Origin of the sequence: Flavobacterium sp. ACAM 123, from assembly GCF_000264055.1 — a bacterium.
Lineage (GTDB): Bacteria > Bacteroidota > Bacteroidia > Flavobacteriales > Flavobacteriaceae > Flavobacterium.
Genome location: NZ_AJXL01000065.1, coordinates 1 through 19838 on the forward strand (window position 1 = coordinate 1; position 19838 = coordinate 19838).

11 protein-coding genes and 1 pseudogene are annotated in these 19838 nt (G+C 36.1%); 5 read left to right on the forward strand and 7 right to left on the reverse strand.

Annotation, left to right across the window (positions count from 1 at the left end; genetic code table 11):
* Positions 1-333: 333 nt before the first annotated feature.
* The 5 genes and pseudogenes from A3SG_RS0112085 to thrA form a co-directional block, all read right to left on the reverse strand.
* A complete protein-coding gene (locus tag A3SG_RS0112085; protein ID WP_016990280.1) occupies positions 334-960 on the reverse strand; it encodes a fasciclin domain-containing protein in 627 nt (208 codons plus the stop codon).
* A 344-nt stretch (positions 961-1304) separates the two neighbouring features.
* The gene (locus A3SG_RS21625) at positions 1305-1517 is read right to left on the reverse strand and encodes a hypothetical protein (RefSeq protein ID WP_157485447.1); all 213 of its coding nucleotides are present in this window, start codon (positions 1515-1517) and stop codon (positions 1305-1307) included.
* A gap of 677 nt (positions 1518-2194) precedes the next feature.
* Positions 2195-3484: a threonine synthase gene (gene thrC / locus A3SG_RS0112090; RefSeq protein WP_016990281.1), complete on the reverse strand. Its 1290-nt coding sequence runs from the start codon at positions 3482-3484 to the stop codon at positions 2195-2197.
* A gap of 258 nt (positions 3485-3742) precedes the next feature.
* On the reverse strand, positions 3743-4663 hold the full coding sequence (locus A3SG_RS0112095; RefSeq protein ID WP_016990282.1) for a homoserine kinase: 921 nt from the start codon (positions 4661-4663) through the stop codon (positions 3743-3745).
* A gap of 37 nt (positions 4664-4700) precedes the next feature.
* Positions 4701-7149: pseudogene (gene thrA / locus A3SG_RS19785) on the reverse strand (bifunctional aspartate kinase/homoserine dehydrogenase I).
* Between the two features lie 667 nt (positions 7150-7816).
* Here thrA and hutH point away from each other — a divergent pair.
* From hutH to A3SG_RS0112115, 3 genes are read left to right on the forward strand one after another with little or no spacing between them, the layout of a single operon-like run.
* Positions 7817-9325, forward strand: coding sequence for a histidine ammonia-lyase (gene hutH, locus A3SG_RS0112105; RefSeq protein WP_016990283.1), 1509 nt, complete (start codon positions 7817-7819; stop codon positions 9323-9325).
* A gap of 53 nt (positions 9326-9378) precedes the next feature.
* Complete coding sequence (locus A3SG_RS0112110; protein WP_016990284.1) at positions 9379-10023, forward strand: DUF47 domain-containing protein; 645 nt, start codon at positions 9379-9381, stop codon at positions 10021-10023.
* A gap of 30 nt (positions 10024-10053) precedes the next feature.
* The gene (locus A3SG_RS0112115; protein WP_016990286.1) at positions 10054-11391 is read left to right on the forward strand and encodes an inorganic phosphate transporter; all 1338 of its coding nucleotides are present in this window, start codon (positions 10054-10056) and stop codon (positions 11389-11391) included.
* A gap of 128 nt (positions 11392-11519) precedes the next feature.
* Here A3SG_RS0112115 and rimK read toward each other — a convergent pair whose 3' ends face one another.
* Complete coding sequence (gene rimK, locus A3SG_RS0112120) at positions 11520-12890, reverse strand: 30S ribosomal protein S6--L-glutamate ligase (RefSeq protein ID WP_016990287.1); 1371 nt, start codon at positions 12888-12890, stop codon at positions 11520-11522.
* Between the two features lie 143 nt (positions 12891-13033).
* Positions 13034-15583: an ATP-dependent Clp protease ATP-binding subunit gene (locus A3SG_RS0112125; RefSeq protein ID WP_016990288.1), complete on the reverse strand. Its 2550-nt coding sequence runs from the start codon at positions 15581-15583 to the stop codon at positions 13034-13036.
* Positions 15584-15839: 256 nt separating this feature from the next.
* On the opposite strand from A3SG_RS0112125, the gene gyrA reads away from it, so the two are divergent.
* A complete protein-coding gene (gyrA, locus tag A3SG_RS0112130) occupies positions 15840-18497 on the forward strand; it encodes a DNA gyrase subunit A (protein ID WP_016990289.1) in 2658 nt (885 codons plus the stop codon).
* A 51-nt stretch (positions 18498-18548) separates the two neighbouring features.
* Positions 18549-19835, forward strand: coding sequence for a tetratricopeptide repeat protein (locus tag A3SG_RS0112135; protein WP_016990290.1), 1287 nt, complete (start codon positions 18549-18551; stop codon positions 19833-19835).
* Positions 19836-19838 lie beyond the last annotated feature (3 nt).

Here is a 19838-nt window from a genome sequence, read left to right on the forward strand (position 1 = left end):
TCTACTTTCAGTCGGTTTATATGTTAATAGGAACTTTAAGCATTACCCCAAAAAAGATTTGAATTCCTCGTAGGGTTTTATTTTTGTGCTCACTTTCTTTTTCCCCAGCACGCTTTCTATTTGAGCGGGGATAGGCCGTTTTACGTTTAAAACAATATGGCGCGGATTTGCAATACGTGCCCATTCCAATTGTCCATTCCAACAGAAATTGAAATAATTTATGTTTTAATTAGTTCTTTCTCTTTTAATGTGCTCTGCTTTGCGTGCACGGATTGCAAATCCGCGGCACGGAGTTCAATCGAAAATGATAAAGTCTATATTATAAAGTAATATTTATAGTTTTATTGGCAATAACACAGTATCCACTACATGAATAATTCCGTTTGAAGCAGAGATGTCTGCTGATGTTATCTTTGCTGTATTGCCTACCGTAGTAATCATTCCATTAGTATCTACTGAGAAAGTAGAGCCTAGCATGGTTGTTATTGTTCGTGAACTATTTTTAGGAACTACGCTATTGGCGGCCCGACGTCCTTCGACAACATGATATTTTAATACATTCAATACCAATGTTGGATCTACCTCGGTAATCTCAGTAACGCCCAAAGCATCATATAGGTTTTTAAATGCATCATCTGTCGGAGCAAACACCGTATATTGATCTTTTCCATTTAAGAAAAGGTTTACCAGACCAGCGTCTAATTCCTTATCTACATGCTGCAGAGCGGCTACAAGTTCAGTGAATCCTGCATCCATAGCAATTTTTGCAATCGGATCGTCACCTTTTTTAGGGGTACTATTTTCCGATTTAGAGGTTAATCCAGCCGCAGTTGCAGTGGAATTAGCAGCATCCATTCCTTGAATTTCCTCATTATCACAAGAAATGATGACCATTGACATAGCAGCAATCAAAATGAATGCTTTTAAGGTTCCGAATAATTTAAAAGTGTTAGTTTTCATGGTTGTTTTTTTTAAAATTAATAAAATCGAATATTTTTTTAAACGTTTATAGCATAAAGTTAAACCAATGAAACTAACTATAAAATTGTTTAACTATAATTTAACAAACATCTGATTATCATAGTTTTACACAAATAATGCATAATGTTTTATTAAAAAAATTACTGATTTTTTGTAACTCTGTACAAGCTCATTTTATGAAAAATATGGTTTTACAGTCCAAGTAGTTATTCTTAAACTTTACAAATAAATCGATGTACCCATAGAGGCATTGAAGGTCATGCGCTTTTCAGGGAAACCGTCTGTTTCAGTACCGAGCGTGCATCTCCTAAAGCGTGTCTATGCTACCATAAAGTAGCCGCTTCCTGGTCATTTAAATAATGGTAAACCTTTTGAGACCAGTAGGATCCCTTTTGCGTATAGTTGCGGGTGAACCAAGTATCAGGGTTTCCGTCGCTTGCAGATTCGGTATGTCCTCCATGCAAGTATTTCACTAGTGGTAGGTACTCCGCTACAGGGCCAATTTTATGGCATTGCTCGATGAACTGTCGTGTCAACGGGCAGCAAGTGGGGAAGAGGGGCGTTGCCGCCCATTAATTTATTTTACATTTTACCATGACGAGGATATTGCGTCTTGCTCTAAAGCAAGGGCCGGGATAACTGCCGTTATCTACCCATACCCTTGTTAACATTGGATTGTCAAAATTATCTTTTAAACCCGTATCCTGCGTAAACTGGGTCATGCTTATCTCGTAATGGGTTCCATTAGGAGTTGTGGGCTGAATTACCGATGGAATAGGCAAGGGATTAACGAATTTTTGTTGTGTGGAAGGATAGAGTAAAGACTGACTTTAGGTGTCTGTGGTTACAACCGCCAAAATTCCTATGATTAACACAAGCAATGTTCCTTTTTTGTAATTTTTTGCAATGATGCTTCGTATTTAAAATTTATATTTTAAAACTGGAAGTAGGTCTAAAAAGAAAATGGTAAGATCTTACGGGGGGGTGTCGGTTGTCTAAATAAAGTTAAATACAATTCAAAACTAAATCAAAGGTTTAAATATTTTATTTTTGACCTAATTTACTCTTTTACAGTATTTTATGATTTTTAATATAATCGTCGGGAGTTACCCAGATAGCACGGATGATTAATTCCCATGTTATCAATCGATTGTCCATAAAAAAAACGACTGAAAATCACTTCTCAGTCGTTTGTATATTTGATTTTGAAAGTTTATCCCAAGAACGCTTTCAATTCTTCGTACGTCTTAATTTTAGTGCTTACTTTTTCTTTATGCATCACACTTTCGATTTGTGGAGGAATTGGTAATTTTACGTTTAAGGCCGGCTCTACAACATCCAAAAATTTTATAGGATGTGCTGTTTCCAAGAAAATTCCAAGGGCGTTCGGGTAATTTTGTAATTCTTTTTTCAATCCTAAATAGCCCACGGCGCCATGCGGTTCAGCGATATAGCCGTTCACATTATAAATGGTTTTCATCGCTTCAGTTGTTTCTTCATCTGTAAAAGGATAAGAAGAAAAGTCCTTTTTGAATTGCTCCAAATCGTTGTGGTACATTTCCTGAATTCGAATGAAATTACTTGGATTCCCAACATCCATGGCATTCGAAATCGTCGCTTTCGATGGTTTAGGGTCGTAAAATCCGCTTGCTAAAAAGCGGGGCACCGTATCATTTACATTGGTGGAAGCCACAAAATGAAGCAGAGGTAATCCCAGTTTTTTAGCCATGATTCCAGCGCAGATATTTCCGAAATTCCCACTCGGACAGGAGAATACCAAATCCTTGTTTTGCTTTTTTAATTCCTTGTAAGCAAAGAAAAAGTAAAACATTTGCGGCAACCAACGTGCAATATTAATCGAATTTGCCGAAGTTAGATTGTGATGGCTCAAACTATCATCTAAGAATGCCTTTTTAACCATGTCCTGACAATCATCAAAAACACCATCTACCTCGAGCGCTTTAATATTTTGCCCAAGTGTGGTTAATTGTTTTTCTTGTATAGTACTTACCTTTCCTGATGGATAGAGAATAATTACTTCTACTCCTTTAACGCCTAGAAATCCGCTGGCGACTGCGCCGCCGGTATCCCCAGATGTAGCCACAAGAACTGTATTTTTACTGTCTTTTTCACCTTTATTAAAATAGGCCAAACAACGTGACATGAAACGTGCTCCTACGTCTTTAAACGCCATTGTCGGGCCATGGAATAATTCAAGGGAATAAATCCCTTTTTCTACTTCGACAACTGGGAAATCAAAACACAACGTATCGGCAATAATTTCCTTTAGTGCGGCAGCGGGAATTTCATCTCCTACAAACTGTTTGATAGCTTCAAAAGCGATTTCTTCATTACTCAAATTTTCGATCGTATCAAAAAAATCAGAAGGTAAAGGCATTATAGTTTCTGGAAAGTACAACCCTTTATCAGGTGCTAATCCTTGTATTAGCGCTTCTTGAAAGGAAACTGTTGGAGCGTTATCGTTTAAACTGTAGTATTTCATTATGTTAGTCATTGCGAGGCACGAGGCAATCTCATTATCTAATTATTTTAATTCCATCTGGATTTACTGTTAAAAACCAAATAGCTCTTATTTTTTTAAACACACAGAAACATAGTTTTAAATGTGTTTATCAAACAAGTAAAAAAGTGTACATAGAAAAATCTTGGTTTTTTTATCTGTAGTTTTTCTTCTAGTATCATCAGATAATATCAAGTGAATAAAAAATCTATGTTTCTATGTGTTTAATTTTTATTAGTGTTATAATACTCTTACACCATTAGGGTTTACTTTAGAAACGTGAATTTCATATGGTAAGTTCATTTCGTTATAGACCTTACTCATGGCTTCAGCGACTTTATCAGCGGTGTCTCTTCCTTTGCTTAAAGCAAAAATAGAAGGGCCAGAACCGGATATTCCGGAACCTAAGGCACCGTTTTCTATAGCTGTTTTCTTGATTAGATCAAAACCGGGTATCAGTATAGAGCGTAACGGCTCCACTATTTCATCATGAAGGGAACGACCTATCAAATTATAATCCTGGGTGTATAATCCAGCAATCAGTCCGCCCACATTTCCCCATTGCATAATCGCGCTTTTGAGGGAAACGGTTTGCTTCAATATAGAGCGCGCATCTGATGTTTTTAGTTCGATCTGTGGATGAACTACCGTCGCGTATAATTCTGAAGGGCTTTCTATTTTAATAATATCTAATGGGCTATAGCTTCTAACCAAAGTAAATCCACCCAAAAGGGCGGGAGCTACATTATCTGCATGGGCGTTTCCGCAAGCTAATTTTTCACCTTGCATAGCAAACTGAACCAAATTTTTTATGGTAAATGGATTTCCTAACAAAACATTGATCCCAAAAACCGCACCTGCTGCACTGGCAGCGCTACTCCCAATTCCGCTTCCGGCTTTGATGTTTTTGTATATTTCGATCTCAAAACCTGCATCTGAATTCAAAGCTTCAAGCATCGCTAAAGCAGCAACTCCAGCTACGTTTCTTTCTGTTTCCAAAGGCAAATCAGCACCTACAATTTTAGTAATGCGAATTCCTTTTTGATCTGATTTTCTAATAATCATTTCGTCCCCTACATTGTCAAGACACAATCCTAGCACATCAAATCCACAGGATAGATTAGCAATTGTGGCTGGACAGAATATTTTTATTTCATTCATTTTCTTTATAATTTTTTGCCCCTTTAGGGGTTAGGGGCTATACGTTTCCAATTCGAATGACATCGGCAAAAATTCCAGACGCAGTAACCTCGGCGCCGGCGCCAGCACCTTTAATCAATAAGGGTTGGTCTACATAACGGTCTGTAAAGAACAATACGATATTATCTTTTCCCTCTAGGTTATAAAAAGGATGGTCTTTTGGGATGAACTGTAACCCAACGCTTGCTTTACCATTTTCAAATTGAGCAACAAATTTCAGTCTACTTTCTTTTTCATTGGCTTCAGCCAAAATCGCTTCAAAATGAGTAGTATGTTCTATAAGAGCTTTGAAAAAATCAGCATTGTTTGTTGTTTCCATACAGGCAGCAGGAAGAAAAGATTCGTTTTCAATATCCTCAATTTCCATTTCATACCCACTTTCTCTAATCAAGATCAATATCTTTCTGGCAACATCGATTCCGCTCAAATCTATTTTTGGATCGGGTTCCGTAAATCCTTGAACACCGGCTTCTTTGACTACTTTTTCAAAAGAATTGTTTTTATCGAAATTATTAAAGATAAAGTTTAAACTACCGGATAAAACAGCTTGGATTTTGTTCACCTTATCACCTGATGCTACTAAGTTTTTAACGGTATCAATGATGGGTAGTCCTGCTCCAACATTCGTTTCAAATAAGAAAGGAGCATTGTATCTTCTAGATAAGTGTTTCAGTTTTTTATAGTTGTCAAAAGCAGAGGAACAAGCAATTTTGTTGCAGGTAACTACGGCGACACTTTGTTTTAAGAAATGCTCGTATGTTTTAGATACACTCTCATTTGCAGTGATATCCACAAAAATACTGTTACGTAAATTTAGATCTTTTACTTTTTTAATAAACAATTCCTGATCAGCAGATTCTCCTTTGTCTATCCCCGATTGCCAATCTTTTAAATCAATTCCGTCTTCGTCAAAAATCATTTTTCGGGAATTAGATAAAGCGATAACGCGAAGATTCATTTTTAGGTTTTCCTTCAGGAATTTCTTTTGTTGGTTAATCTGCGCAATGAATTTCTCTCCTACATTACCCACTCCCATAACAAACAAGTTCAATTGTTTAGTATTGTCTTCAAAAAAACGTTCGTGTAGCGTATTCAAGGCCTTTTTTACATCTCTTTGATTGATTACCGCTGATATGTTTCGCTCAGAAGCACCTTGGGCAATCGCTCTGATGTTTACATTGTTCTTTCCTAAGGTACTAAACATCTTACCGCTCAATCCTTGGTGGTTTTTCATGTTTTCGCCCACTAATGCAATTATACACAGGTTTTTTTCAACGATACAAGGATCTATTTTATGCTGTAAAATCTCAATTTCAAAGGCTCTGTTAATTACGGTTTCAGCGGCTTCGGCATCTTCATTAAGGATTCCGATACATATCGAATGCTCAGAAGAGGCTTGGGTAATAAAGATTACATTGATATCTTCTATTGATAGTACTTCAAAAAGTCTTCTTGATGAGCCTGTTACACCAATCATACCAGGACCTTCAAGAGTAATTAAAGTGATATTCTCGATATGGCTAATTCCTTTAACGAGCTGGCCGTTAGAAATGGAGGTGTTTGAAATATGCGTGCCTTCCGCTTTTGGTTCGAAGGTATTTTTAATAAGAATAGGAATGTTTTTTCTTAGAACGGGCTGAATAGTTGGAGGGAACAATACTTTAGCTCCAAAATGAGACAGCTCCATCGCTTCTTGATAGGATATAGAACCAATAGGCTGGGCTTGTTTTACGACTTTTGGATTGGCTGTATACATTCCGTTGACATCAGTCCAGATTTCTAAATCGGTAGCATCTAACGCCCCTGCCATTATCGCAGCAGTATAGTCTGATCCACCGCGGCCTAAAGTAGTGTTGATTCCGTCAGTAGACGAGGAAATAAAACCGGGTATTACAACAACCTGACTTTCATTCGAAGACAAAAAAATCAGTGATTAATTGGTTAGTTATTTTGAAGTTTACAGTTGCTTTTCCAAAATTACTATTGGTTTTAATTAACTCACGACTGTCTTTGTAACTACTATTTTTAAAATCTTGCTTGAGCGCTTCAGCTATAATGTAAGAAGAAAGCAGTTCGCCAAAACTTAAAATGGTATCTGATGTTCTATTGGATAGTTCGCCTAGAAGGAAACAACCATCAAGTAACGTTTCCAGATGATTGATGATGCGTTTAATGTGACTTAATAAACTGCTTTGCTCACTTACGGTAATCAAATTTTTTACGGCATCTAAATGTTTTTTCTCGATATCAGCAACTATCTCTTTATAGCTTTCATCATTTGAAGCAGCTCTTAATGAAGCTAAATGAAGTAAATCAGTTACTTTACTGAGTGCAGAGACGACTACAATCAATTGGTCTTGTTTTGCTTGGTTTTGAACTATCTCAAGGACTAGTTTTATATTTTTTGCATTGGCTACCGAAGTTCCGCCAAATTTTAATACTTTCATCTTTTTTGTTTTATTTTAGAAAAATGGCAATGCTATTTACCCACCCAAAATCTTTCCTTCTAAAAAAAGAAAAATATAAAATAGGATTATATGTAAAATGAATACCCCTAAGGGGTAGTAGTTGTTGTAGCTGTAAATGTAGAAGCAACAAGAAGTGCAACCCAAATTTGAGTTGTTATCGAAGATTGATATGTTGTTCTTTTATTTGTCATTATAGTTTTCCAAAAATACAGCTTTTTATAAAAAACAAAAGCCTTTTATCTGTTTTTTGCGAATATTTTAATAATTAGAAGAGATTTTGTCTTCTATTGAATATTTCTTATTTTAAAACGAGGTTATAAGGGGTATTGTCATTTAACTCGTGAACAAGAAAACATAAATAGGGGTTTTTAAGGTTTTTTTTTAATGTAGTTGCTGATTTCTTCAATTTAACTGGTTCGATTACCGGTTTTGTTTAAGGGGCGAAGGACTGACGCTTTAAAATACTGTTGCCAGTTAAGCGTGTGAAAGCATAAAAAGCACCTCTTCGCAAGCAGGATTATTCTGCAATAAACTGCATCAATTTTAGTAAAGTTGTACTTTTTGGTACAAATTTTAAATTATTGCTACTATTTGTTGTTTGTTAATGTGGATTTATTCAATTTTGGCTTTTAAAATTAAAGATTAAATGGACAATACACATTATGTAAGTACCGCAGTACTTTCCTTAGAGACGTTAAACGAAATTATTTCAGAGCAGATGTCATTGGAATTATCCGATGAAGCTAAAATTAATATTCAGAAATGCAGGGATTTTTTAGACACAAAAATGACCACTCATGCTGAACCGATCTACGGAATAAATACGGGTTTTGGATCACTTTGTAATGTTAAGATTTCTAATGAAAACTTGTCCAAACTTCAGGAAAATCTTGTGAAATCGCATGCTTGCGGTACAGGGGAAGAAGTGCCACATGAAATCGTGAAACTGATGTTATTGCTGAAAATACAGTCGCTGGGCTACGGACATTCAGGAATACAATTACAGACAGTAGACCGTTTAGTTGCTTTTTATAACAATGATATTCTACCCATTATTTATACACAGGGTTCACTGGGCGCCTCTGGAGATTTAGCACCGTTAGCACATTTGTCTCTGCCATTAATAGGAGAAGGAGAAGTCTATTTTGAAGGTAAAAAAGTGCATTCAAGTGTAATAATGGAACGCTTTAATTGGCAACCTATCGTATTACAATCTAAGGAAGGATTGGCTTTGCTAAATGGGACACAATTCATGAGTGCCTATGGAGCTCATATTTTAATCAAAGCTAATAAATTTTCCTACCTAGCAGATTTAATCGGTACGATATCTTTGGAAGGATTTGATGGTCGCATCGAGCCATTTAATGAGTTAATCCATTTTATTCGTCCTCATAAAGGTCAAATTACAACTGCCAGCCGCGTAAAAGAATTTCTGGAAGGAAGTGAAATAATCGAACAAGAAAAGACACATGTTCAGGATCCGTATTCATTCCGTTGCATCCCCCAAGTTCATGGAGCTTCAAAAGATGCCATTGATTACGTCAAAAAAGTCTTTAAGACGGAAATTAATTCGGTTACAGATAATCCAAATATTTTTATGGAAAGTGATGAAATTATCTCAGGAGGTAATTTTCACGGGCAACCATTGGCATTAGGATTGGACTTTTTAGCAATCGCATTAGCCGAACTGGGTAGTATTTCAGAAAGAAGAACCTATCAATTGATTTCTGGATTGCGTAACCTACCTGCATTATTAGTGGATAATCCAGGTTTAAATTCCGGTTTGATGATTCCGCAATATACCGCTGCCAGTATTGTAAGCCAAAATAAGCAGTTAGCAACACCTTCAAGCGTAGATAGCATTGTTTCTAGTAATGGACAAGAAGACCATGTGAGTATGGGAGCTAATGGTGCTACAAAAGCGTTGCGGATTATGGATAATCTAGAACGTATATTAGCAATCGAATTAATGACTGCTTCGCAAGCAATCGAATATAGAAGACCGCTACAATCGAGTGCGTTTATCGAAATGTTTTTGAGTTCTTACAGAGAAGAGGTTCCTTTTGTAAAAGAAGATCGTATTTTACATTATGACATAGAGAAAACTGTTTCGTTTCTGAACAGTTTCCAAATTGAAGTTGATTTGTTAGACTAAAGTTACAATCCAAGTCATAATTATATTAGATTTGCGCCCTAAAAAATAACAGAATGTCGATAAATAGTATTTTCCAGTTTTTAGTTCCGAAAGATAAAAAGTTTTTCCCATTATTTGAAGAGGCATCTAGCAACTTAATTGAATTGGCTGCAATTTTACACGAAGCAGTTAATCTTCCAGTAAAGGAAAGAGAAGTCCTTTTTCAAAAAATTGATAAATTAGAACAAAAAGGGGAGCAAATTACGCGTCAAACGAATCTTGAGCTGAGTAGAAACTTCATTACTCCATTCGATAGAGAAGACATACATTCCTTGATTACATCTATTGACAATGTTGCTGACAATCTTCAGGGTGCGGCAAGTAGAATGAGATTGTATCATATTGACAAAATTACAAAGTCAATTAGAAAATTAACTGAAATTAATCTTGAAGCATGTCAGAATATTGATGTAGCAGTTAAAGAATTGAGAAACTTTAAAAACATCAAGAATATCACTGCTGCTTGTGCTAAGATTAATAAATTAGAGAATAAGTCAGATACCGTATATAATAAAGCGATTTTTGAAATTTTCGAAAATGAAACAGATGCAATTACCATAATAAAATACAAAGAAGTATTATCTGTGTTAGAAACTGCAACGGATAAGTGTAAAAGTGTAGCCGGAGTTTTAGAATCAATCGCTGTAAAGCATTCTTAATTTAACCCGCTATTTTCTGAAATTACATTTATGGAATTTACTTTACTTATCGTTATAATTGTCTTGGCCTTAATCTTTGATTATATCAATGGTTTTCATGATGCGGCTAATGCTATTGCTACCGTTGTTGCCACAAAAGTTTTGTCGCCTTTTCAAGCAGTTCTTTGGGCTGCCTTCTTTAATTTTTTAGCCTATTGGGTTTTTGGATTTGGAGTGGCTGATACCGTCGCAAAAACAGCACATACCATGGAGATTAATCTTGTGGTTATACTTGCGGGAATTATTGCCGCTATTTGTTGGAATTTGCTAACCTGGTGGTTGGGAATACCTTCGAGTTCATCGCATACCCTAATTGGAGGTTTTGCAGGAGCTGCATGTGCACACGCGATTGCGGTACATGGTTTTTCAGGATATTTACTGGAGGATGGAACGACAGCCTACTGGTTTGATATTGTCAGTTGGTACAAATCTGGGAAAGACGGAGGAGTGCCCTCAGGTGTCTCCATCATTATTCTTTTTATTGTATTGGCACCTTTATTAGGAGCATTGATGTCTTATTTAATTTCAATTTGGCTTTTAAATGCCTCTAAAAAAACGATTACGCCAAAACTGTTTACATTAGTTGTCATGGGAGTGACAATTTGGTTTGTAGAAAGTCAAATCAAGTATTACGATGCAATAGATTCCCCTAGTTTTGACAGTCCTTTTTGGAGTGTGGCTTTTGAGTCGCACAATATCAAGTGGTTTGTAGTTGCGTTTATCGTTTTGTCTATTAGCTTATTTTGCTTGGTTTTTAGTAGTCTGAATTTAAATCAAGCTAACTCTTGGCTTAAAAAGATGCAGTTGTTGTCTTCTGCGGCTTTTAGTTTAGGACACGGGGGAAATGATTCTCAAAAAGTAATGGGTATTATTGCTGCTGCGGTTGCTGTTTATATTCATACAACAGGTGTTGCTCAAGAAAGTTTACCAGCTTGGTTAGACGTAGTCTTGCCAAATGATCAAGGTGCTTTTAGAATGCCTACATGGATTCCGCTGGCTTGTTATTCTGCTATAGCTGCAGGAACTTTGAGTGGAGGTTGGAAAATTGTTAAAACAATGGGGTCAAAAATTACTAAAGTAACTTCTTTTGAAGGCGTTGCTGCGGAAACGGCAGGAGCCTTAACTCTATATTTTACGGAACACTTTAAAGTTCCTGTGAGTACTACGCACACTATAACGGGTTCTATAATTGGAGTGGGTATGACAAAACGCGTATCTGCAGTACGATGGGGAGTTACGGTAAGCCTTTTATGGGCTTGGGTGTTAACTATTCCTGTTTCAGCGTTGCTGGCAGCACTAGTGTACTATTTCCTTAATCTGTTTTTGTAAGCAAATTATAGTTTTCTAAGTAAACAAAAAGCCATCCTAATTGTAAAGTGAGGATGGCTTTTTTATATTCATTACTATTTCATAAACGTAACTACTTGAATAAGATAAGCTATAAAATATTATGGCAATTATTTTATTTTAAAATTCTTCTCAATGGCTTTAATCATTTCGCCTGCGATATCTTTATTGGTAGCTCCTTCGATTCCTTCTAATCCCGGAGAGGAATTTACTTCCAGTAATAAAGGACCTTTCGCTGAACGTATTATATCAACTCCGGCCACTTTTAAATCCATGGCTTTTGCCGCTTTAATGGCAATACGCTTTTCTTCCATAGTCGCTTTGATGACAGTTGCTGTTCCGCCAAGGTGTATATTGGCTCTGAATTCTCCCGGCATTGCTTCTCTTTGAATAGAAGCTACAACTTTTCCATCTATTACAAAACAGCGAATATCTTTACCATTAGCTTCCTTAATGAATTCTTGGACTAATATATTGGCATTAACACTTTTGAAGGCATTGATAACGCTCTCAGCCGCTTTTTTTGTTTCGGCTAAAACCACTCCTTTACCTTGAGTACCTTCGAGTAATTTCACGATGAGCGGCGAACCTCCTACCATTTTAATTAAATCATTTGTGTCCAAAGGAGAATTGGCAAATCCAGTTGTTGGGATCCCTATACCACTGTTTAAAAGTAGTTGTAACGAATATAATTTGTCGCGAGATTGTGTGATTGCTGAAGCGGAGTTCAGGCAAAAGACTTTTAACGCTTCAAATTGACGTGTTAAGGCACAGCCGTAAAATGTAATACTCGGTCTTATCCTTGGAATAATAGCGTCAAATTGATTTAGAATAATCCCACCTCTGTAGTGGATTTCAGGTGTTTCGGCATCAAGTCGCATATAGCACTCTTTAATGTTTAAGAAATGCATTTCGTGGCCGCGCATTTCACCTGCTTCCATAATCCGTTTGTTACTGTACAATTCTGGATTAGAGGCCAATACTCCAATTCGTAAACCCGTAGTTGCTTTCTCTGAATTTTTATATAATTCTTTAAGATTGTCATTGGTAGGTTGCCCCAAAAGGTACTGTTGCTCCGGATCAACAAGAACTCTTCCACTCATGGCTTCTCTTCCTAAAAGCATTCTGAATCCCATGGAATCTCTATTGGTCAATGTCATTTCAATAGGCCAAATAGCATCTCCAATTTTTAAATTAGTTTGAATTACATAACGTTGCTCTCTAAATCCGCTGGAGCTTTTTACGATACGTTTGTCGATTAAAGGCGCCTCACAATGAATAACTGTTTTCAAATTATTTTGAATAGGGTTGATGTCAAATCGCACCCAGTTTGTTTCGTTTTTGATAAAAGGGGCTATATTAATAGCATGTAATGCCGATGTTTTTGCGCCAGAATCTACACGTGCTTTTATTGTGGGAATTTCAAGCTCAGGAAAGGAACACCATTCTTCACTGCCTAGAATAACTTTATCTTGAGACATATTTATTTATTTTAATTAGGTCCAAATTATAAAAGTCAAATATAAAAATTTGTTTTATAAAATGCCCAGAAAATAGATAAAGAATAAACCCGTTATGTTATAAAAACGTAACGGGTTTATTTTGTTATAAGAAATGCGGCCTTCTATTGTTTGGTAGGCTCTTCTGCTTTAGTAACTTTTACGTTTAATTCCTGCGCTCCCTCTTCAATATCCATGAAGATCTCATCTCCAATAGAAATTTTAGAAGTAATAATCTCTTCAGCAAGTGAATCCTCGACGTATTTTTGAATGGCTCTTTTTAATGGTCTTGCCCCAAATTGCTTATCAAAACCTTTTTCTGCAATAAAAGCTTTTGCTTTGTCAGAAAGGGTCAGTTTATATCCTAGCTCTGTAAGGCGCGCATATAATTTCTTCAATTCGATTTCGATTATTAAATCGATATCATGTTTCTCTAACGTGTTGAATACAATTACATCGTCAATTCTGTTTAAGAATTCAGGGGCAAAAGTTTTTTTCAATGCATTTTCAATAATACTTTTAGAATTATCATCAGCACTTGCAGTTCTTGCAGCTGTACCAAAACCAACACCTTGACCAAAATCTTTTAATTGTCTTGCTCCAACATTTGAAGTCATAATAATTATAGTGTTTTTGAAATCAATTTTTCGGCCTAAGCTATCAGTTAAAAAACCGTCATCTAATACTTGTAGCAACATGTTGAATACATCTGGGTGCGCTTTTTCGATTTCATCCAATAAGACAACACAGTATGGTTTTCTGCGTACTTTCTCTGTTAACTGTCCGCCTTCTTCATAACCTACGTATCCCGGAGGCGCTCCCACTAATCTAGATATTGCAAACTTCTCCATGTACTCGCTCATGTCAACTCGAACCAGTGCGTCTTCAGAATCAAATAATTCTTTAGCAAGCACCTTGGCTAATTGCGTTTTTCCAACACCTGTTTGTCCCAGAAAAATAAAGGATCCAATCGGTCGGTTTGGATCTTTTAATCCCGCACGATTTCTTTGAATTGATCTCGCAATTTTTAGAACGGCTTCTTTTTGACCAATAACTTTACTTTCGATAAGTTCTGGTAATATAGCTAACTTGTTACTTTCTGTCTGTGCAATTCGGTTCACAGGGATTCCAGTCATCATTGACACTACATCGGCAACATTGTCCTCTGTAACTTCAATTCGGTTGTTTTTTGCATCCTCTTCCCATTGTTCCTGCGCGATTGCTAATTCTTTTTCGATGCGTTTCTCATCATCTCTAAGTTTTGCAGCCTCTTCGTATTTTTGTTTTTTAACAACAACATTCTTTAGTTCGCGAATTTCTTCCAACTGACGCTCTAAATCAAGGACTTTTTTAGGAACTTCAATATTGGTGATGTGAACACGTGATCCTGCTTCATCTAAGGCGTCAATAGCTTTGTCCGGTAAAAAGCGTTCTGACATGTATCGATCTGTTAGCTTGACACAAGCCTCAATGGCGTCTTGTGAATAAATAACATTATGATGGTCTTCGTACTTGTTCTTGATGTTGTTTAAAATAGTAATTGTTTCTTCCACAGAAGTAGGTTCTACAATTATCTTTTGAAAACGTCTCTCTAACGCACCATCTTTTTCAATATACTGTCTGTATTCATCTAGTGTTGTAGCTCCGATACATTGTATTTCTCCTCTCGCTAAAGCCGGTTTAAACATATTGGATGCATCCAAAGAACCGGTTGCTCCACCAGCGCCAACAATAGTGTGAATTTCGTCAATAAAAAGAATGATATCGTCATTTTTTTCCAATTCATTCATTACGGCTTTCATGCGTTCTTCAAATTGTCCTCGGTATTTTGTACCGGCAACAAGGCTTGCTAAATCCAATGTAACAACGCGTTTATTGAACAGGATTCGAGAAACTTTCTTCTGTATGATTCTTAAAGCCAAACCTTCAGCGATAGCTGATTTTCCAACTCCAGGCTCACCGATAAGGAGAGGGTTGTTCTTTTTACGTCGGCTCAAAATTTGGCAAACACGTTCGATTTCTTTCTCACGTCCTACAACGGGGTCTAATTTTCCTTCTTCGGCCATTTCTGTTAAATCTCTCCCAAAATTGTCTAACACAGGTGTTTTGGATTTTTTATTGGATTTGTTGGCTGGATTATTAAAGTTACCCTCTTTGAGACTGTCATCTTGTCCTGAATCGTCGTTATAGGAGTCTGCAGCTCTTGGCAAATTTTCCAAGAATTCTTCTTCGTTTGGTGTCATATTGATATATTGTTCTTTAGCTACATCGTAATCAATTTTAAGTTTATTCAGTAGCTTGGTTGTAGGGTCGTTTTCGTTTCTTAAAATGCAGAGCAATAAATGCGCAGTACTGACAGAGGAGCTTTGAAATACTTTCGCTTCTAAAAAAGTGGTCTTCAAAGCACGTTCTGCCTGTCGTGTCAAATGAAGATTCTTCTTTTCTAAAGTTGTTACTACACCAGGGGATGCGGGGCTTAGTATCTCTACTTTTTTACGCAAATGGTCCAAGTCGACCGAAAGGTTGTTTAGTATTTGTATTGCTTTACCATTACCATCTCGAAGGATACCTAGCATCAAGTGTTCAGTTCCAATGAAATCATGACCTAATCGCAAAGCTTCTTCTTTGCTGTAGGTAATAACGTCTTTTACTCTTGGTGAAAAATTATCGTCCATATTGTATATTTTCTATGTGTAAATTTAGTGAATTACTATTGTAAAAACAAGAATCATACCTTAAGATGTCGTGTCAGTTAATTGATGAAAAAAAGGAGAGATTATCGAGAAAATAGCACTTAACTTCTTAAACAAAAGATAGGTATAATTTGTTAATAAATCTTTGAAATTAGAATGTTAAAATACTTAATAAAATTTCAAAAAAGCGTATATTGGCACGTTTTGAAACTAATATAATATTTTAATATAACAACTTATGTCTGAAGGAGAAAAGTTAATTCCTATTAACATAGAAGATGAAATGAAATCAGCTTACATTGATTATTCGATGTCAGTAATTGTATCAAGAGCGCTTCCAGATGTTAGAGATGGTTTGAAACCAGTACATCGAAGAGTTCTTTACGGAATGTATGATTTAGGAGTTTTTTCAAATAAAGCCCATAAAAAATCCGCTAGAATTGTCGGAGAAGTTTTAGGTAAGTATCATCCCCATGGAGATACGTCAGTTTATGATGCTATGGTTCGTATGGCTCAGGAATGGAGCATGCGTTATTTACTGGTTGACGGTCAAGGTAATTTTGGTTCCGTGGATGGTGATAGCCCTGCAGCAATGCGTTACACTGAGGCTAGAATGCGCAAGATTTCAGAAGAAATAATGGCAGATATAGAAAAAGAAACTGTTGATTTTCAATTGAATTTTGATGATACTTTATATGAGCCAAAAGTAATGCCAACGCGTGTTCCTACTTTATTAATAAATGGAGCCACGGGAATTGCTGTAGGAATGGCAACTAATATGCCGCCTCACAATCTTACCGAAGTAATCGATGGTACTTTGGCTTACATGGATAATAACGATATTGAGATAGATGAATTAATAAACTATATCAAAGCGCCAGATTTTCCAACTGGAGGTATTATTTACGGTTACGAAGGGGTGCGTGAAGCATTCAAAACCGGAAGAGGACGAGTAGTAATGCGCGCTAAAGTTGGCTTTGAAGAAGTCGAAGGGAGAGAGTGTATTATCGTTTCTGAAATTCCGTACCAAGTCAACAAGGCAGATATGATTAAGCGTACTGCTGACTTAGTAAATGATAAAAAAATTGAAGGAATTGCAAATATTCGCGATGAATCAGACAGAAACGGTATGCGTATTGTCTATCTATTGAAACGTGATGCTACACCAAATGTTGTTTTAAATACCTTATATAAATATACTCAATTACAGTCGTCTTTTAGTGTTAATAATATTGCATTAGTAAAAGGCCGACCACAAATGTTGAATCTTAAAGACATGATTCATTATTTTGTGGAGCACCGTCATGATGTGGTGACCCGCAGAACAAAATTTGAATTGCGTAAAGCAGAAGAAAGAGCGCATATTCTTGAAGGGCTAATAATCGCATCAGATAATATTGATGAGGTTATTGCATTAATCAAGGCTTCAAAAAGTACTGAAGAAGCGAGAGGCAGATTAATTGAAAGATTCAAATTATCGGATATTCAAGCGAGAGCAATTGTTGAAATGCGTTTGCGTCAATTAACAGGTCTTGAGCAAGATAAGTTAAGAACTGAGTATGATGAAATCATGAAGTTAATTGAGCGTTTAAAAGCTTTGTTGGCAGATGTGAATTTAAGGATTGCTTTGATCAAAGAAGAGCTTATTGAAATTCGAGATAAATACGGAGATGAGCGTCGCTCCTTAATTGAGTATTCAGGTGGAGATGTAAGTATTGAAGATTTAATTGCTGATGAGAATGTGGTAATTACAATCTCTCATGCAGGATATATTAAACGTACAAACTTAACGGAGTATAAAACACAGAATAGAGGAGGTGTTGGGCAAAAAAGTGCAGGGACGAGAGATCAAGATTTCTTAGAGCATATGTTTGTGGCTACAAACCATCAATATATGATGTTCTTTACTCAAAAGGGAAAATGTTTCTGGATGCGTGTTTATGAAATACCGGAAGGAAGTAAAACAGCAAAAGGTAGAGCGATTCAAAATCTTATCAGTATTGAAAGTGATGATAAGGTGAAAGCATTTATTTGTACGCAGGATTTAAAAGACCAAGACTACATTAAGAGTCATAATTTGATTATGGTGACTAAAAAAGGTCAGGTTAAGAAAACTTCTTTGGAGAAATATTCTAAACCTAGGGTAAATGGTGTCGCTGCAATTACTATTAAAGAAGGAGATGAACTGCTAGAAGCAAAACTAACCAATGGTAAAAGCCAGATTATACTTGCTGTCAAGTCAGGTAAACTAGTTCGTTTTGAAGAATCTAAAACCCGTCCAATGGGAAGAACAGCTTCTGGAGTTCGAGGAATTTCGCTTAAAGATGAGTCAGATGAAGTAATTGGCATGGTTGCTGTAAGTAGAGATGCTATAAATGATTCACAAGTTTTAGTGGTAACCGAAAATGGATACGGAAAACGTACTAAATTAGTTGATGAAGATGGAGAAGATGTTTACCGTATCACTAATCGTGGTGGTAAAGGAGTCAAAACGCTGAATATTACCGAGAAAACTGGTAGTCTTATATCAATAAACGCCGTTACTGATGCTGATGACTTAATGATTATCAACAAGTCAGGATTAACTATTAGAATGGCTGTTGAAGACTTAAGAGTTATGGGACGCGCTACTCAAGGAGTGAAATTAATTAACTTAAAAGGTAAAGATTCTATCGCTGCTGTTACTAAAGTTATGAAAGATGATCCTGAAGAAGTTATTGTTGATGAAGACGGTAATATCGTTGAAGGGGAGGCAATTGAAAGAGTAAAGCCTGTTTTGGAAGCGTTAGAAGACGATGGTGATACCGAAGAAGATGAAGACGACGAGGACGATTCAGATGATGAAGAAGAGACGGAAGAGGAGTCAGACGAGGATGACGCTGATGATGAAGTATAAATGAGTATAATATACAAAAAACAAGAATAATTAATTATAAATTAGAATTTTATGAAAAGTAAATATGTAGTGCTAGCGTCAGCTTTATTTATATCAGTAGCATCTTTTGCTCAAAAAGACGAAATTAAAGCTGCCGAAAAAGCAATAAAAAAAGGTAACTCTCAAGAGGCAGCTACTATTTTGCAAGGTGCTGAATCTTTGATTGCGAATGCGAGCGATGACGAAAAAGCACAGTTTTTCTTTGTAAAGGGAAACATTTATCTTGATTTGGCTAATAAAAAAATCGACACAGATAAAAATTTAGCTGCCGCTGCCGCTGCTTATTTAAATTTGGTAGATGCGGAGAAAGCGTCAGGAAAATCTAAATATACGTCTGATGCTGCTAAATCAATTATTGAGATAAAATATAAATTGATAAATAGCGCCATTGCTGACTCTAAAATTGAAAAAAATTCTGATAGTGCAAAGAAGTTGTATGACGCTTACCTATTAGATAAAAAAGACACTTTAAATCTATATTATGCTGCGTCTACCTATGTGAATGCAAAAGAGTACGATCAAGCTTTAAAAATTTACCAAGAGTTAAAAGAAATGAATTATTCCGGTAAAGGAATTAATTATTTAGCAGTAAATAAAATAACAGACGCAGAAGATCTTTTTACTACAGCTGCAGAAAGAGACAAAGTGGTGAAAATGGGTACGCATGAAAAGCCAACAACAGAAGTTATTCCTTCAAAAAGAGGAGAGATATTCAAAAATATGGCGTTAATTTTAGTTGATGCAGGAAAAACAGAAGAGGCTAAGAAAGCGATTGAAGAAGCTAGAGCTGCAAACCCGGAAGACACTTCATTGATATTGACTCAAGCAAATTTATACTTGCAAACAAAGGACTTTGATACTTATAAAAAATTAATTAATGAAGTATTAGCAAAGAACCCTAATGATGCAGATTTAGTTTTCAACTTAGGAGTGCTTAGTGCTAACGCTAAAGATGTTGTTAATGCAGAAAAATATTATGCAAGAGCGCTGGAAATTAACCCTAAATATGTAAACGCTTATATTAATATGGCCGCATTAAAATTAGAGGCTGAGGGTCCTATTATTGCTAAGATGAATAAACTGGGCAATTCAGATAAGGATATGAAGAGTTATGCAGTTTTGAAAACAGAAAGACAGAACATATTTAAAAGTGTAATTCCTTATCTTGAAAAAGCAATGGAAGTAGATTCAAAAAATGAAGATGTTGCGAATACACTTTTGAACGTATACAGTGCATTGGAAATGACTGCTCAGAAAAAAGCTTTAGAAGCAAAAAATGAAGTAGTCTATTATTTTTAAAAA

Coding starts and splice junctions, on each gene's coding strand:
- A3SG_RS0112095 (WP_016990282.1), bottom strand. CDS start 4,663: ATGAATGAAATAAAAATATTCTGTCCAGCCACAATTGCTAATCTATCC.
- A3SG_RS0112125 (WP_016990288.1), bottom strand. CDS start 15,583: ATGGACGATAATTTTTCACCAAGAGTAAAAGACGTTATTACCTACAGC.
- gyrA (WP_016990289.1), top strand. CDS start 15,840: ATGTCTGAAGGAGAAAAGTTAATTCCTATTAACATAGAAGATGAAATG.
- A3SG_RS0112110 (WP_016990284.1), top strand. CDS start 9,379: ATGTCGATAAATAGTATTTTCCAGTTTTTAGTTCCGAAAGATAAAAAG.
- A3SG_RS0112085 (WP_016990280.1), bottom strand. CDS start 960: ATGAAAACTAACACTTTTAAATTATTCGGAACCTTAAAAGCATTCATT.
- A3SG_RS0112115 (WP_016990286.1), top strand. CDS start 10,054: ATGGAATTTACTTTACTTATCGTTATAATTGTCTTGGCCTTAATCTTT.
- hutH (WP_016990283.1), top strand. CDS start 7,817: ATGGACAATACACATTATGTAAGTACCGCAGTACTTTCCTTAGAGACG.
- rimK (WP_016990287.1), bottom strand. CDS start 12,890: ATGTCTCAAGATAAAGTTATTCTAGGCAGTGAAGAATGGTGTTCCTTT.
- A3SG_RS0112135 (WP_016990290.1), top strand. CDS start 18,549: ATGAAAAGTAAATATGTAGTGCTAGCGTCAGCTTTATTTATATCAGTA.
- thrC (WP_016990281.1), bottom strand. CDS start 3,484: ATGAAATACTACAGTTTAAACGATAACGCTCCAACAGTTTCCTTTCAA.